Consider the following 13,626-nt stretch of genomic DNA (forward strand, 5'->3'; position numbering starts at 1 on the left):
AGATGAATATCCGTCAGTCGCTTCGACTTTCCGCGCTGGCCGGTGCCGTGGCGCTTGCCTTGCCGCTGCTGGCCTCGGCCCAGGTCAAGGTCGGTATCACGGTGTCGAGCACCGGTCCGGCGGCCTCGCTGGGCATACCCGAACGCAATACCGTGGCGCTGCTGCCCACCGAAGTAGCGGGCCAGAAGGTCGAATACATCGTGCTGGACGACGGCACCGACACGACGAATGCCGTCAAGAACATGCGCAAGCTCATCACCGACGACAAGGTCGACGTGGTGATCGGCTCGTCCGTGACGCCCAGTTCGATGGCCATGGTGGACGTGGCCGGCGAAACCAAGACCCCGATGATCAGCGTGGCCGCCAGCGCCAAGCTGGTCGAGCCGGTCGATGGTCCGCGCAAATGGGTGTTCAAGACGCCGCAGAACGATCAGTTGATGGCCGATGCGCTGGCCGATGCCATGGCCAAGCAGCACATCAAGACGCTCGGGTTCATCGGCTTTTCCGACGCCTATGGCGATAGCTGGCTGGCGGTCATGAAGGCCGCGGCCCAGGCCAAGGGCATCAAGATCGTCGATGCCGAAAAATACGGCCGCAGCGACACCAGCGTGACCGGCCAGGCGCTGAAGCTGATCGCCGCCAAGCCCGACGGCATACTGATCGCCGGCGCCGGCACGCCGTCGGCCCTGCCGGTGCGCGAACTCAAGAGCCGCGGCTACAAGGGCATCATCTACCAGACCCACGGTGCGGCCAACAACGACGTACTGCGCGTCTGCGGCAAAGATTGCAACGGCATGTACCTGCCCGCCGGCCCGCTGCTGGTGGCCGACCAGTTGCCCGACAGCAATCCGGTGAAGAAAAGCGCAGTCGCGTACGAAAAAGCGTACGACGCGAAGTACGGCGCTGGCACCATGAACACCTTCGGCGGCCATATGTGGGATGCCGGCCACCTGATCGCGGCGGCCATTCCCGTAGCGCTCAAGACCGGCGCCAAGCCGGGCACGCCGGAATTCCGCGCGGCGCTGCGCGACGCGCTCGAGCAGATCAAGAACCTGCCCGAGTCGCAAGGCGTGTTCAACATGAGCCCGACCGATCACGCGGGCTTCGACAAGCGTGCGCGTGTGATGGTCAAGGTGGTGGACGGCAAGTGGGTGTATCAGCCCGACCTGTGATCGCGCGCGGCCCGGCTTGCGCCGGGCCCCTATCATGCGACACGGCCTTGCTGTCAGGGCCTGTAGTTAAGTAGCAATAGCACCGGCCCGCGGGCCGGTGTTTGGTATGAGCGGTATCCGTAAGGCCGGCGCCGCCGGCCTGCCGCGATGCGAGCGGGGCAGTCTCTCCGCGGTTCGGCAATCCCCGGTAATGGTGTGCAGATGGGTGTGGTGTACAGATGGACTCGACTATCATTCTGATCCTGCTCCAGGATGGCGTGGTCAACGGCGCGATCTACGCGTTGCTGGGCCTGGCGCTGGTGCTGGTGTTCGTGGTCACGCGCGTGATCTTCATCCCGCAGGGCGAGTTCGTCGCCTTCGGCGCGCTGACTCTGGCGTTTCTGGTCAACGGCAAGGTGCCGGGCACGGTCCATCTGTTGCTGATCATCGGCATACTCACTTGCCTGGCCGAACTGTATTCGGCGCTGCGCAGCCGCAACTGGAGCGGCGTGCCCAAGACCCTGCTGTGGGCGCTGGTGCTGCCGCTGGCGCTGTATCTGGTGGCGCCTTTCGTGGCCAACACCAAGACGCCGCTGTGGATCAGCGTGATCTATTCACTGGCGCTGGTCGCGCCGCTGGGGCCCATGCTGTACAGGCTGGTGTACCAGCCGGTGGCCGAGGCCAGCGTGCTGGTGCTGCTGATCATCTCGGTGGCGGTGCACTTTGCGCTGACGGGGCTGGCGCTGGTGTTCTTCGGCGCCGAAGGTTGGCGCACGCCGGCTTTCGTCAGCGGCGACGTGCAGATGGGGCCGGTGAGCTGGACGGCCCAGACTTTCTTCGTGCTCGGTACTTGCGTGGTGCTGATTTTCGCCTTGTGGCTGTTCTTCGAGCGCACGCTGCACGGCAAGGCGCTGCGCGCCACGGCCGTGAATCGGCGCGGCGCGCGCCTGGTGGGCATCAGCACCAATATGTCGGGCGGCCTGACTTTCTCGCTGGCGGCGGTCATCGGCGCGCTCTCGGGCATGCTGATCGCGCCGGTCACGACCATCTACTACGACACGGGCTTCCTGATCGGCTTGAAAGGCTTCGTGGCGGCGATCTTCGGCGGCCTGATCAGCTATCCGCTGGCGGCCGGCGGCGCGCTGTTCGTCGGCATACTCGAGGCCTTTTCTTCGTTCTGGGCCAGTGCGTACAAAGAGGTGTTCGTGTTTACGCTGATTATTCCGGTACTGATGTGGCGCTCGTTCGTCGCGCACCACGTGGACGAGGAGGAATAAGGCCATGCGCAACCGACTCGTACTCTATGTGGCGCTGGTGGTGCTGGCGATACTGCCGGCCTTGCCGGCGACGCCTGAATTCTGGATCACGCAGCTCAATTACATAGGCCTGGCCAGCCTGGTGGTGCTGGGGCTGGTGCTGCTGACGGGCGTGGGCGGCCTGACTTCGTTCGGGCAGGCGGCGTTCGTGGGCATAGGTGCCTACACCACGGCGTGGATGACCACGGCGCTGGGCACGTCGCCGTGGCTGGCGCTGGTGGTCGGCCTGGTCCTGACTTTCGTGGTGGCCTATGTGCTGGGGGCGGTGACACTGCGCCTGTCGGGGCATTACCTGCCGCTGTGCACGCTGGCCTGGTGCCTGGCGCTGTACTACTTGTTCGGCAACCTGGAATTCCTCGGCCAGTACGACGGCATATCTGGCATCGCGCCGATTCATCTCTTCGGTTTTTCGCTGGAACGCGGCCGCCATTTGTACTACCTGATCTGGGTCATCCTGCTGCTGTCGATGTGGGCTACGCACAATCTGCTCGATTCGCGCCCGGGGCGCGCCATCCGCGCACTGCGCAGCGGCGGCGGCATGGCCGAATCTTTCGGGGTGCACATGGCGGCGTACAAGGTGGTGATCTTCGTGTATGCGGCGCTGCTGGCTTGCGTGTCGGGCTGGCTGTATGCGCACATGCAGCGCGCGGTCAGCCCCAGCCCCTTCGGCCTGAACTACGGCATCGAGTATTTGTTCATGGCGGTGGTGGGCGGCGCGGGCAGCATCTGGGGGGCGATCGCGGGCTCGGGCCTGATCCTGATCCTGAAGGACCAGATCCAGAATGTGTTGCCGCGGATCCTGCATACCAACGCGAATTTCGAGCTGATCGCGTTCGGGGTGCTGATGATTTGGGTGCTGCAGTACGCTCGCAACGGCATATGGCCTATCGTCGTGTCCTGGTGGACCTCCATCGTGGGCGGCCGCGGACGCCGCAGCGCGCCGCCGCCCGAGGCGCCGCTGCTGCCGCAGCGCCCGCGTCCCGAGAAGGGCTCGCTGGTGCTCGAAGTGGACGGCATACGCAAGGTATTCGGCGGGCTGGTGGCGGTGAACGACATCAGTTTCACGCTGCGCGCCGGCGAGATCATGGGCTTGATCGGGCCCAATGGCGCGGGCAAGAGCACCACTTTCAACCTGATCACGGGGGTGTTGCCGCTGACCTCCGGCAAGGTGAGCTTCCTGGGGCAGCGGCTCGACCAGTTGCGTTCGCGCGAGATCGCGCGGCGCGGGGTGGGGCGCACTTTCCAGCATGTGCAGTTGCTGCCGACGATGACGGTGCTTGAGAACGTGGCGCTGGGTGCGCATCTGCGCAGCAACATCGGGGTGATGTCGGCCGCGCTGCATCTGGAGCGCAAGGGCGAGGCCGAGCTGCTGCACGAGGCGGCCCGGCAGTTGCAGCGAGTCGGCCTGGGCGATTATCTGTACGAGCAGGCGGGCAACCTGGCGCTGGGCCAGCAGCGCATACTGGAAATTGCCCGCGCGCTGGCTGCCGATCCGCTGCTGTTGCTGCTGGACGAGCCCGCGGCGGGCCTGCGCTACAAGGAAAAACAGGAACTGGCCCAGGTGCTGGATCAGTTGCGCGCCGAGGGCATGAGCATACTGTTGGTGGAACACGATATGGATTTCGTTATGAGCCTGACGGACCATCTGGTGGTGATGGATTTCGGCACCAAGCTGGCCGAGGGGCTGCCCGCGGATGTGCAGCGCAATCCGGCGGTGCTGGAGGCGTATCTGGGCGGCATAGACGACGACCTGGAGTTCGACGACGAGCCCGGGCCGGCTGCGGCGGGAGCGGCGGCATGAGCGCGCGGGGCCTGGCGGGTCTGGCACTGTTGTCGGCGATGCGGCGGCCGGCAGGCAAGTCGGCCGACGCGCTTGCGCACATGGGCGGCGGGAGGATATTTCGATGAATACGGCACAGGACGCAGTCCTGCGGGTGGCAGGGCTGTCGGCGCAGTACGGCAAGGTGACGGCGCTGGCCGCGGCGAATATAGAAGTGGCGCGCGGCAGCATCGTGACGGTGATCGGCGGCAATGGCGCGGGCAAGTCGACGCTGCTGAATTCGATCATGGGCTCGCTGCCGGTCACCGGGCACAGCACGGGTTCGGTGGCATATCTGGGACGCGAGGTGGCAGCCTGGCAGGTAGAACGCCGGGTGGCCGACGGGATGTCGCTGGTGCCGGAACGCCGCGAGCTGTTCGGCAGCATGTCGGTGGAAGACAATTTGCTGCTGGGCGGGTTCAGGCTTTACCGCGCGGGCCGCGCAGGCTGGCGGGCGAAGCTGGGCGAGGTCTATGAATTGTTTCCGCGGCTGGGCGAACGCAAGCGGCAGGAAGCCGGGACGCTGTCCGGCGGCGAGCGCCAGATGCTGGCGGTGGGGCGGGCGCTGATGGCGCAGCCGCAATTGCTGATGCTCGACGAGCCCAGCCTGGGGCTGGCGCCGCGCATTGTGCGCGAGATCTTCCACATCATCGCGCGGCTGCGCAGCACCGGGGTGTCGATCCTGCTGGTCGAGCAGAACGCCCGGGCGGCGCTGCAAGTGGCCGACTACGGCTATGTGCTGGAGACCGGCGAGATCGTGCTGGAAGGCCCGGCGCGGGAGCTGGCGGGCAACCCGCGAGTGATCGAGAGCTATCTGGGGCTGGGCAATACCAAGAAGGAAGCGGCTTAGCCTGCGTGTGGACAGCCGCCGCGGCTACTGCGGGCCGCGGCCTGCCGTGTGCACCGCACTTCTACAATCTGTGCGCCAGCCGCCAGCCGCCAGCCGCCAGCCGCCAGCCACCGTGTCTCGCGGCCATGGCCCTGATGGCCTGTCCCCATAGCCGCGAGATTCAATCGATGACTCGCCCGGTCTTGTCCGGCGCCAGCCACACGGACACCAGGCTCAACACGCCGGCAAGGATGAAGTACAGGGCGACCGACTTCGGGTCGCCAGTCCATTCGACCAGCAGGGTGGCGAATAGCGGCGCAAAGCCGCCGAATACCGTCACTGAAATGTTGTAGCTCGCGCCCACTGCAGTGGAGCGCGTGCGGGTCGGAAAGAGCTCGGCCAGCATGGCCGAGGCCGGCCCGCTGTATATCACCATCAGCACACCCAGAAAGAACTGCTGCGCGATCAAGACCCAGGGAGTGCGGAAGTGGTCCAGTATCCAGAAGGATGGATATACCGTCAGGATCATCAGGGCGGCCGAGCCGCACATCAAGATTTTGCGTCCCACCCGGTCGGCGAGCTTGCCCACCCATGGCGCCCCAAGCAGGGCGATCCCGACCGCCAGCAGGCCCAGGTAGGGCGAGTCTATCGACATATGCAATTCCTTGACCGCATAAGCCGGCATGAAGCTGCTGGTGATCTTGCTGCATGCCGTCCAGAGCGCCACTATGCCTATGCCGCAAAGCAGTTCCGGCAGATTATGCGTGAATGCTTCGGACAGGGGCGAGTGCGGAGTCGTACCGCCGGCCAACTGCTGTTCGAACAGCGGCGTCTCGTCGAGCTGCCTGCGGACGTAGTAGCCCAGCGGCGCGATCAGCAGGCCGAACGCGAACGGAATGCGCCACGCGCCGCTGGTGATGAGGTGTTCTCCGAGCAGCGCGGTCAGCGCCCATACGGTGCCGCCCGCCAGGATGAAGGACCCGGTCTGGCTCAGTTGCTGGAAAGAGGCATAGTAGCCGCGCTTCTCGGCAGGGGCCGTCTCGACCAGGAACGACAGGGCTCCTCCGATCTCGCCCCCGGTGGACAAGCCTTGTATGATGCGGGCCGCCATGATGATCAGCGGCGAGGCGATGCCAATGGACGCATAGGACGGCGTGACGACCATGATCAACATGCCGACCGCCATCATCAGCATGCTGAGCGACAGCGCTTTCTTCCGGCCCTGCCTGTCCGCATAGCGTCCTATCAACAGGGCGCCCAGCGGGCGCACCACGAAGCCCAGCGCGTATGTCGAAAAGACGATGATGAGCGACACCGTGGAATTGCCGGCGGGAAAGAATGTCTTGCCGATGTAAAGCGCGAACAGGCCGTACAGGCCGAAGTCGAACCATTCCAGGGCTCCGCCTATGGTGCAGGCGAAGATGACTTTCGCGCGCAGTTTTTCCAGGTCTGCGGGCGCGGCGGGTGCAGGCTGCTTTTGCGCCAGGCTGTTGTCCATTGTTCTTGTCTCCTTTTGTAGTGTGAATTGCGGATGCCCGCGGCATCGCCTCATTCGCGCATGAGCCAGGCCCGGGCGATGTGGGCGAAGGCGCTTGCGGCTACCGGCAGCACCGCGTCGCAGAAGTCGTAGCTGCTGCTGTGCAGATCGGCATGCTCTTCGCCCATGCCTACGAAGTACAGGCAGCCGGGAATACGCTGCAGGTAATAAGAAAAATCTTCGCCGCCGATCGTGGGCAGGGAAGACAACTGCAGCACGGGCCCTACGCCGTCGGCCTCGCGCAGGGCGTCGGCGACAAGGCCGGCCATGGCCGCGTCGTTGACTACGGCGGGCACCGACGACAAGATGCGTATTTCGGCTCGCGCCCCGTGCATCTCGCAGATGCCCGTGGCCAGGCGCTGCGCCTGCGTCAATAGCACTTCGCGGGTTTGCGGGGAATCTGAACGGATATTGACGAGCATTTCGCAGCGCTCGGGTATCGATCCCGCATTGGCCTGCGAGCCAGCATGCATGCTGGTCACCGAAATCACGCCGGAAGAGAGCGCGGACAGGCTGCGCGAGACCAGGCCATGCCAGGCCTGGATCACGAGTGTCGCGACATAGATGGGATCCACCGCCAGGTGGGGCCGCGACGCATGGCCGGCCTTGCCGTGTATGACGACCTGCACGCGGTCGCCGCCGCCGCAAGTGGGGCCGGCCTTGACGGCGATCTGGCCGCGGCGCAGGCCGGGGCGGTTGTGATAGCCGAAGATGGCGTCCACGCCTTCGAGCGCGCCGTCGGCGATCATTTGCTTCGCGCCCTTGCCGCTTTCCTCGGCCGGCTGGAACAGCAGCCGCACACGGCCGTCGAGGCCCGGCATGATGCGGGCGATGGCGCGCGCGGCCAGCAGCAGGCTCGCGGTATGGCCGTCGTGGCCGCAGGCGTGCATCTTGCCGGGTGTCCGGGATGCATGCTCCAGCCCGGTGCATTCGACGATCGGCAGCGCATCCATGTCGGCGCGCAGGGCGACGGTCTTGCTGCCTGGGCGGCCCTGCATGTCGGCCAGCACTCCGGTGCAGGCCACGCCGGTCCGGACCGCGAACCCCAGTTCCGCCAGCTCCCGGGCGACCAGCCCTGCCGTGGAATGCTCCTCGAACTGGAGTTCAGGGTTGCGGTGCAACTGGCGCCGGATGTCGACGGCGCGGGCTATGTCCTGGTCGGAGAAAACGATGGCGGCGGGCATTGTTCGATTCGGCTCATGGCTGCTTTCCGTGTAGTATCCCAATCGTCGCTCTGCGCCCAAAGCTATATATATTTATGCCGGACATAAATGAAAGTTATCTGCGTCGGGTCAACCTGAATCTGCTCGTCATCTTCCTGGTGTTGATGCGCGAAGGCAGCGTGACCCGGGCGGCGGAAAAACTGTGCGTCACGCAGGCGGCGGTCAGTGCGGCGCTGTCCCGGCTGCGCGAGTTGCTGGCCGATCCGCTGTTCGTCAGGACGCCAGCGGGAATGGAACCCACTGCGCATGCGCGCAAGGTGGCGGCCTTGCTCGGCGGCCCGATTGCGGCCATTCAGGAAGTTTTGTCGCAAGGCATGTCGTTCGACCCGGAGCAAGACCAGCGCACGTTCGTGCTGGGCCTGAGCGACGATCTCGAAGTCACGCTGGTGCCGCGGCTATTGAAGGCGCTACAGGCGAAATATCCTCTGATCAGGCTGAACACCGTCCAGTTGTCGCGCGCCAACGTGGTCGACATGCTGGAGGACGATGCCACCGATTTGGCACTGAGCTCGCCGCCTCGCGAGCCCGAGCCGTCCCTGCACATAGAGAAATGTCTGTGCGCGGACTATGTCTGCATGTATGATCCCGCGCGCATCGGCGCAAGCGGCGACATCGATCTGGACCAATACATCGCCTTGCCGCATATCATTGTGACCAGCCAGAAGAAGTCGCGCGGGGTGGTGGACGCCGCCCTGGAGGAGGCCGGCCTGCATCGGAAGGTGTTGACCTCGACCAGCCATTACGCGGGCCTGATTGCGCTGCTCAAGAGCACCGACGCGGTCAGCACCGTACCGCGGCACGTGGCGGTTTCTTTCGGCCAACTGGCGGGGCTGGCTTTTTGCGCAGTCCCTATTGATCTGCCGGAATATACCGTGTCGCTGATCTGGCATTCGAGGAACGATGCCATGAAGGACAATGCGTGGCTGCGGGATCTGATTCGCCTGGAAGTGGCGCGTCTCGGCGGCCCGGCCTGAATCATCTATCGCGGCCGCCTGCCGTGGATGGCTGGGCGGTCGCGGGCGCGCACGACAAGTTCAGGATGCCTTTTTCGGGCGGAAGTGGTGGACGATCTCGCCCACGATGCCGCGGCGGAAGGCCATGACGCAGACGATGAAGATCAGGCCGATGACGATGGTGACCGATTCTCCCAGGGACTGGAACCAGTTCAGGCCGCTCAACTGTGCCAGGAAGCGGCCGAAGTCGCCGACCTTGTTTTCGAGCAGTACCACGATGAAGGCGCCGACGACGGGGCCGGTGAAGGTGCCCATGCCGCCGATCAGGGTCATGAGGATGACCAGGCCCGACATCTGCCAGGTGGCATCGGACAGGGTCGCCGAGACGAATACCAAGGCCTTGGTGGCGCCGGCCAGGCCGGCCAGCGCGGCCGACAGGACGAAGGCCAGCAGCTTGTAGCCGTTGGCGTTATAGCCCAGGGAGATGGCGCGCGGCTCGTTTTCGCGGACGGCCTTGAGCACCTGGCCGAAGGGCGAGTTGATGGTGCGCCAGATGAGGGCATAGCTGAGCACGAAGATGGCCATGACCACGTAATACAGGTGCAGGTCGCTCTTGAGGTCGAGACCGAATATGCTGCCGCGCGGTATGCCTTGCAGGCCGTCTTCGCCGCCGGTGAAGGGCGCCTGCAGAAAGAAGAAGAAGGCCATTTGCGCCATGGCTAGGGTGATCATGGCGAAATAGATGCCGCTGCGGCGGATCGCCAGTATGCCCATGATCAGCCCCATGACCGCGGCCACGGCGGTGCCGAAAATCAGGCCGACCAAGGTGGGCAGGCCCCAGGCTGTCAGTGCCTGGCCGGTGGCGTATGCGGCGCCGCCCAGGAAGGCTGCATGGCCGAAGGAAAGCAGGCCGGTGTAGCCCAGCAGCAGGTTGAAGGCGCAGGCGAAGAGGGCATAGCACATCACCTTCATGACGAAGATGGGGTAGGCGCCCAGCATTGGCAGCAGGGCGATGACGATGATGGCCAGTGCGTAGGCGAGCAGTTGACGATTCATTTCTCTTTCCCGAACAGTCCGGCCGGGCGCAGCAGCAGCACGATGACCATGATGATGAAGACGACGGTGTTGGACGCCTGGGGCCAGAACACCTTGGTCAGGCCTTCGATGACGCCCAGTCCCAGGCCGGTGACGATGGAACCGAGGATGGAGCCCATGCCGCCGATGACCACGACCGCGAAGACCACGATGATGAGGTTGGAGCCCATCAGCGGCGACACCTGCAGGACGGGGGCGGCCAGCACGCCGGCGAAGCCCGCCAGGCCTACGCCGAAACCATAGGTGATGGTGACGACCAGGGGAACGTTGACGCCGAAGGCTTCGACCAGCTTGGGGTTTTCGGTGCCGGCTCGCAGCAGGGCGCCGAGACGCGTTTTTTCGATGACGAACCAGGTGGCGAAGCAGACGATGAGCGATGCCACGATGACCCAGCCGCGATAGACGGGCAGGAACATGAAGCCCAGGTTCAGCGCGCCTTGCAATTCGGGCGGCGTGTTGTAGGGCTGGCCCGAGACGCCGTAGAGGCTGCGGAACAGGCCTTCGATGAGCATGGCCAGGCCGAAGGTGAGCAGCAGGCCATAGAGGTGGTCGAGCTTGTACAGGTGCTTGAGCAGCAGGCGTTCCATGACGATGCCGAACAGTCCCACGATGATGGGGGCGAGGATCAGCATGAACCAGTAGTTGATTCCCAGATACTGCAGGCCCATCCAGGTGATGAAGGCGCCCGTCATGTACATGGCGCCGTGGGCGAAATTGATGATGTTGAGCAGACCGAATATGACGGCGAGGCCCAGTGAAAGCACCGCGTAGAACGAGCCATTGACCAGGCCCAGCAGCAGCTGGCCCAGGAAGGCTTGTATAGGTATGCCGAATATCTCAGTCATATCGAGGGGTAATCCATGGCAAGACGGAATTGCGCCGATGATGGGCACAGGCACGCCTTCCGCAGCAGCGGAAGGCGTGCCTGTCGGGGCGTGCGATTATTTCTTGACGAACTTGCAGGTCGACTCGCTGAGCGGGCCATAGACCTTTTCGGCGGGCAGGGTTTGCAGGATGTTGTAGTAATCCCAGGGCTTCTTGGATTCGGAGGGTTTCTTGACCTGGGCCAGGAACATGTCGTGCATCATCAGGCCGTCCGGACGCACATAGCCATTGGCGGTGAACATGTCGTGGATCTTGTTGGACTTCATCCACTTCATGTTGGTTTGGCCATCGTCCGAGTTGGTGGCTTTCATGGCCTTCAGGAAGAAGGACGCGGCGGAATAGTCGCCGGCCTGCACGAAGGACGGCATGCGCTTCATCTTTTCATAGAAGCGCTGCGCCCACTTGCGCGATTCGTCGTTCTGGTTCCAGTACCAGGCGGTGGTCAGGTACAGGCCCTGCGTGGCGTCCAGGCCCAGCGAGTTCACGTCGTTGATGAACACCAGCAGGCCGGCCAGCTTCATGGTCTTGGTCAGGCCGAATTCCTTGGCGGCCTTGACGGAGTTGATGAAGTCGCCGCCGGCGTCGGCCAGGCCCAGCACCTGGGCCTTGGAGCCCTGTGCCTGCAGCAGGTACGAGGAAAAGTCGGAAGTGCCCAGCGGGAAGCGCACCTGGCCCAGCACCTTGCCGCCTTCGGCCTTGACGACCTTGGCGCTGTCGGCCTCGAGCGAGTGGCCGAAGGCATAGTCCACTGTCAGGAAGTACCAGGTCTTGCCGCCATTCTTGATGATGGCCGAACCCGTGCCGCGGGCCAGCGCGACGGTGTTGTAGGCGTAGTGGATGGTGTAGGGCGAGCAATGCTCGTTGGTCAGGGCCGAAGAACCGGGGCCCACGGCGATGAAGGGCACATGCTTGGCTTCGGCCACGCCCGCCATGGCGAGGTTGGTGCCGGAATTGGTGCCGCCGATGAGCAGGTCGATGTGCTGCTGGTCGATCCATTCGCGCGCCTTGGACGAGGCGACGTCGGCCTTGTTCTGGTGGTCGGCCACCAGCAGCTCTATTTTCTTGCCGTCGATCTGGCCGCCCGCATCGGCGATCGCCATGCGGATGGCTTCGGCGCCCCCCTTGCCGTCGATGTCCGAGTAGACGCCGGACATATCGGTGATGAAACCGATCTTGATGGTGCTCTTGGAAATACCCGCCGCCTGGCTCGGCCCGGTAAGGCAGAGCCCGGCTAGGGCGAATGCTGCGGATAGTGTACGCAGTTTCATAAGATCTCCTTGCTGTTGTTATACCGGACGACCCGGTCGTTACCTAGTGTCCTGCGCCGCCGGGCTAGACGCCCAGCAGCGTATTGAGCACATCCTGCTTGGCAGGAAGTTCGGCCGCGTCGAATTGCTCGACGATCTGGCCGTGTTCCATGACATAGAAGCGGTCGGCCAGCGGGGCCGCGAAACGGAAATTCTGTTCGACCATGATGATGGTATAGCCTTTGCTCTTCAGGGCCTTGATCATGCGTGCCAGGGCCTGCACGATGACGGGCGCCAGGCCTTCGGAAATTTCGTCCAGCAGCAGCAGGTTGGCGCCGGTGCGCAGGATGCGGGCCACGGCCAGCATCTGCTGCTCGCCGCCCGACAGCCGGGTGCCCGGAGAATGGCGGCGTTCCTGCAGGTTGGGGAACATTTCGTAGATTTCGGCCAGCGACATGCCGCCGCCCAGCGTGTCGCCCACCACGGGCGGCAGCAGCAGGTTTTCTTCGCAGGACAGGCCGGCGAAGATGCCGCGTTCTTCGGGGCAATAGCCGACGCCCAGATGGGCGACCTTGTAGGTGGGCAGCTCGATGGATTCGGTGCCGCGGATGCGGATCGAGCCTTTGCGCGTGCCGGTCAGGCCCAGGATGGCGCGCAGCGTGGTGGTGCGCCCCGAGCCGTTGCGCCCGAGCAGCGTGACGACCTCGCCCTGGGCCACTTCGAGATTGACGCCGTGCAGGACATGCGATTCGCCGTACCAGGCCTGCAGGTCGGAGATTTCCAGTGCTTGGGCGGACATTAATGGGCTCCTTCGAGTTCGCCTTCGGTGGTGCCCATGTAGGCTTCCATCACCGCCGGATTGCGCGAGACTTCCTGGTAGCTGCCTTCGGCCAGCACCGAGCCGCGCGCCAGCACGGTGATGCGGTCGGCGATCGAGGCGATGACGTTCATGTTGTGCTCGACCATGAGGATGGTGCGTCCGGCGCTGACCTTCTCGATGAGGCGGGTCACGCGGTCGACGTCTTCGTGCCCCATGCCCTGGGTGGGTTCGTCCAGCAGCATGAGTTCGGGTTCCATGGCGAGCGTAGTGGCGATCTCGAGCGCGCGCTTGCGGCCATAGGGCAGGTTGGCGGTGTTTTCGTGCGCGAAATCGGCCAGGTCGACTTCGGCCAATAGTTCCATGGCGCGGTCGTTCAGCCGGTTCAGGCACTTGTCGCTGCGCCAGAAGTGGTAGGACAGGCCGGTGGGGCGCTGCAGGCCGATGCGCACGTTCTCGAGCACCGAGAGCTGCGGGAACACGGCCGAGATCTGGAACGAACGGATGATGCCGCGGCGCGCGATATACGCCGGCGCCTCGGAGGTAATGTCGGTGCCGGCGAACAGGATGCTGCCCGAAGTTGGAGTGAGGAACTTGGTGAGCAGGTTGAAGCAGGTGGTCTTGCCTGCGCCATTGGGCCCGATCAGGGCGTGGATATGGCCGCGAGTGACTTGCAGGTTGACGTCGTTGACGGCAACGAAGCCTCGGAATTCCTTGACGAGGTGCCTGGTTTCTAGAATGAAATCGCTCATGC

12 protein-coding genes are annotated in these 13,626 nt (G+C 64.3%); 5 read left to right on the forward strand and 7 right to left on the reverse strand.

The annotated features are described in order from the left end of the window. Positions 1-2: 2 nt before the first annotated feature. From KVP10_RS09910 to KVP10_RS09925, 4 genes are all read left to right on the forward strand, one after another. On the forward strand, positions 3-1,172 hold the full coding sequence (locus KVP10_RS09910) for an ABC transporter substrate-binding protein (RefSeq protein WP_246600513.1): 1,170 nt from the start codon (positions 3-5) through the stop codon (positions 1,170-1,172). Between the two features lie 218 nt (positions 1,173-1,390). Continuing rightward, the gene (locus tag KVP10_RS09915; protein WP_217964379.1) at positions 1,391-2,428 is read left to right on the forward strand and encodes a branched-chain amino acid ABC transporter permease; all 1,038 of its coding nucleotides are present in this window, start codon (positions 1,391-1,393) and stop codon (positions 2,426-2,428) included. A 4-nt stretch (positions 2,429-2,432) separates the two neighbouring features. Then, positions 2,433-4,268, forward strand: a complete 1,836-nt coding sequence (locus KVP10_RS09920; protein ID WP_217964380.1) for a branched-chain amino acid ABC transporter ATP-binding protein/permease — start codon at positions 2,433-2,435, stop codon at positions 4,266-4,268. A gap of 103 nt (positions 4,269-4,371) precedes the next feature. Beyond that, entirely contained in the window at positions 4,372-5,136 is a 765-nt protein-coding gene (locus KVP10_RS09925; RefSeq protein WP_217964381.1) for an ABC transporter ATP-binding protein, read from the forward strand. Between the two features lie 160 nt (positions 5,137-5,296). Here the strand turns inward: KVP10_RS09925 and KVP10_RS09930 are convergent, their stop codons facing one another. Together KVP10_RS09930 and KVP10_RS09935 are read right to left on the reverse strand one after the other, a co-directional pair. Next, positions 5,297-6,613, reverse strand: a complete 1,317-nt coding sequence (locus KVP10_RS09930; protein WP_217964382.1) for an MFS transporter — start codon at positions 6,611-6,613, stop codon at positions 5,297-5,299. Positions 6,614-6,663: 50 nt separating this feature from the next. Then, on the reverse strand, positions 6,664-7,836 hold the full coding sequence (locus KVP10_RS09935) for a M20 metallopeptidase family protein (RefSeq protein ID WP_217964383.1): 1,173 nt from the start codon (positions 7,834-7,836) through the stop codon (positions 6,664-6,666). Positions 7,837-7,910: 74 nt separating this feature from the next. Here KVP10_RS09935 and KVP10_RS09940 point away from each other — a divergent pair, with 74 nt between their 5' ends. Next, on the forward strand, positions 7,911-8,849 hold the full coding sequence (locus KVP10_RS09940; RefSeq protein ID WP_217964384.1) for a LysR family transcriptional regulator: 939 nt from the start codon (positions 7,911-7,913) through the stop codon (positions 8,847-8,849). A gap of 60 nt (positions 8,850-8,909) precedes the next feature. Here KVP10_RS09940 and KVP10_RS09945 read toward each other — a convergent pair whose 3' ends face one another. The 5 genes from KVP10_RS09945 to KVP10_RS09965 form a co-directional block, all read right to left on the reverse strand. Beyond that, on the reverse strand, positions 8,910-9,884 hold the full coding sequence (locus KVP10_RS09945; RefSeq protein WP_217964385.1) for a branched-chain amino acid ABC transporter permease: 975 nt from the start codon (positions 9,882-9,884) through the stop codon (positions 8,910-8,912). Beyond that, positions 9,881-10,768, reverse strand: coding sequence for a branched-chain amino acid ABC transporter permease (locus KVP10_RS09950; protein ID WP_217964386.1), 888 nt, complete (start codon positions 10,766-10,768; stop codon positions 9,881-9,883). Before KVP10_RS09950 ends, KVP10_RS09945 begins: the two co-directional genes overlap by 4 nt. A 96-nt stretch (positions 10,769-10,864) precedes the next feature. After that, entirely contained in the window at positions 10,865-12,076 is a 1,212-nt protein-coding gene (locus KVP10_RS09955) for an ABC transporter substrate-binding protein (RefSeq protein ID WP_217964387.1), read from the reverse strand. Between the two features lie 64 nt (positions 12,077-12,140). Further along, the gene (locus KVP10_RS09960) at positions 12,141-12,854 is read right to left on the reverse strand and encodes an ABC transporter ATP-binding protein (RefSeq protein ID WP_217964388.1); all 714 of its coding nucleotides are present in this window, start codon (positions 12,852-12,854) and stop codon (positions 12,141-12,143) included. Next, positions 12,854-13,624 carry an ABC transporter ATP-binding protein gene (locus KVP10_RS09965; protein ID WP_217964389.1) on the reverse strand — a complete coding sequence of 257 codons (771 nt, stop codon included), beginning with the start codon at positions 13,622-13,624 and terminating at the stop codon, positions 12,854-12,856. The genes KVP10_RS09960 and KVP10_RS09965 overlap by 1 nt, the downstream gene beginning before the upstream one ends. Between the last annotated feature and the right edge of the window lie 2 nt (positions 13,625-13,626).

Source organism: Candidimonas humi (assembly GCF_019166065.1).
GTDB lineage: Bacteria > Pseudomonadota > Gammaproteobacteria > Burkholderiales > Burkholderiaceae_B > Candidimonas > Candidimonas humi.

Excerpts from the sequence above, each read along its gene's own strand:
- KVP10_RS09910 (WP_246600513.1), top strand. The coding sequence starts at position 3 with ATGAATATCCGTCAGTCGCTTCGACTTTCCGCGCTGGCCGGTGCCGTG.
- KVP10_RS09915 (WP_217964379.1), top strand. The coding sequence starts at position 1,391 with ATGGACTCGACTATCATTCTGATCCTGCTCCAGGATGGCGTGGTCAAC.
- KVP10_RS09920 (WP_217964380.1), top strand. The coding sequence starts at position 2,433 with ATGCGCAACCGACTCGTACTCTATGTGGCGCTGGTGGTGCTGGCGATA.
- KVP10_RS09925 (WP_217964381.1), top strand. The coding sequence starts at position 4,372 with ATGAATACGGCACAGGACGCAGTCCTGCGGGTGGCAGGGCTGTCGGCG.
- KVP10_RS09930 (WP_217964382.1), bottom strand. The coding sequence starts at position 6,613 with ATGGACAACAGCCTGGCGCAAAAGCAGCCTGCACCCGCCGCGCCCGCA.
- KVP10_RS09935 (WP_217964383.1), bottom strand. The coding sequence starts at position 7,836 with ATGCCCGCCGCCATCGTTTTCTCCGACCAGGACATAGCCCGCGCCGTC.
- KVP10_RS09940 (WP_217964384.1), top strand. The coding sequence starts at position 7,911 with ATGCCGGACATAAATGAAAGTTATCTGCGTCGGGTCAACCTGAATCTG.
- KVP10_RS09945 (WP_217964385.1), bottom strand. The coding sequence starts at position 9,884 with ATGAATCGTCAACTGCTCGCCTACGCACTGGCCATCATCGTCATCGCC.
- KVP10_RS09950 (WP_217964386.1), bottom strand. The coding sequence starts at position 10,768 with ATGACTGAGATATTCGGCATACCTATACAAGCCTTCCTGGGCCAGCTG.
- KVP10_RS09955 (WP_217964387.1), bottom strand. The coding sequence starts at position 12,076 with ATGAAACTGCGTACACTATCCGCAGCATTCGCCCTAGCCGGGCTCTGC.
- KVP10_RS09960 (WP_217964388.1), bottom strand. The coding sequence starts at position 12,854 with ATGTCCGCCCAAGCACTGGAAATCTCCGACCTGCAGGCCTGGTACGGC.
- KVP10_RS09965 (WP_217964389.1), bottom strand. The coding sequence starts at position 13,624 with ATGAGCGATTTCATTCTAGAAACCAGGCACCTCGTCAAGGAATTCCGA.